The following is a 1170-nucleotide window of genomic DNA, read 5'->3' as shown; positions in this document are numbered from 1 at the left end:
GTGGTTTTGCCCCTGGCGGTATCGGTTTTCTCCGGCGGCACACCCTGTTTGGCGGTGAGCTGCGCCATCGGCTGGAAGCGTGCGAGCAGCGCCGCCTTATGCTCATCGTCGTCCGCCAGCATGCCGGCCCACAGATAGACCCGAATCGCGTCGTAGCTGCCGACGTTCGGCTTGACGGTATCCGGCTGCCAGCCGGTGCCGACTCGCCACACCACCCAGTCCGGTGAGAAGCCGTGCGGCGCGCTGTCCAGCCACAGCCGCTGATTGACCTGGCGCATCGCGCGCCACGGGCCGTTCAGCGCCGCAAAACGCGCCAGCAGCTGCGGCGGCAGGTAGCTGGGGTTCAGCCGCCAGCGATCTTCCGCCACAAACCCGACTTTGCCCGGCAGCAACATCAGGCCCAGGCCGGGGATGTCGGCCACTTCCTCGCGGCCGATGCGTTGCAGCAGCAGCGTTCCCAGGGTTTGATAACGCCGGCTTTTCCACAGGCGGCCGGCTTCGAGCAGGTTATAAGCGATCCACAGATCGGCATCTGACGCCGAGTTGGCGTCCAGCACCTTCCACTGCTTGTCGTCGCTCTCGCCCCACAGCCAGGCGGGCAAACGGGCGCTGAGATCGCCCGCCGCCAGGTTGTTCTCCGTCCAGGCCAACAGCCGATCGAAGGTCGGCCGGTCGTTGGCCACCAGAGCGAAGAACAGGCCGTAACTCTGTCCCTCGGAGGTGGTGATCTTGTTCGGACTGCTCGGATCGATCACCCGCCCCTGCGGGCTGATGTAGAATTGCTTGTACTGTTGCCAGCCCGGCCACTCGCAGACCGCCGCCGCGCTGAACGCACACAGCAGCAGCATGCCGAGCGACAGGCGTTGCAGCATCGCGCTCACCGCCGTCAATCCCGATCTTCAGGCGCCAGACGACGCCGGCTGAAGGCCTTCAGGCCGCGCCACAGCATCAGCCCCAGGATCACCACCAGCACCACCGCGATCACCGCCAGCAGGACCGGATGGGTGGAGAGGGCATACCACAGCCGCTCCCACCACGGCAGGTGGCCGACATAGTAAATATCGCCGACGCGCAGGCTGTTGACCCCTGATTCGCGGATCACCGCCACCGAACCAAACACCGCGGCGCGCTTGCCGCTGTCCAGCAGGGCATTGTTGAGCAGCTCATAGC

General features: G+C 65.8%; 2 protein-coding genes. Both read right to left on the bottom strand.

Annotated elements, in window-relative coordinates:
• Positions 1–872: cellulose synthase complex periplasmic endoglucanase BcsZ (gene bcsZ / locus AB0H42_RS35800; protein ID WP_357064339.1), on the bottom strand; the 872-nt coding region annotated here is incomplete at its 3' end.
• A 14-nt stretch (positions 873–886) separates the two neighbouring features.
• Positions 887–1170 (bottom strand): hypothetical protein (locus tag AB0H42_RS35795; RefSeq protein WP_357064336.1); only part of this gene is annotated, 284 nt, incomplete at its 5' end.

Origin of the sequence: Nocardia sp. NPDC050799, from assembly GCF_040654015.1 — a bacterium.
Taxonomy (GTDB): domain Bacteria; phylum Actinomycetota; class Actinomycetes; order Mycobacteriales; family Mycobacteriaceae; genus Nocardia.
The sequence above is the reverse complement of the archived record's forward strand: the minus strand, read 5'-3'. Positions and strand labels throughout refer to the sequence as shown.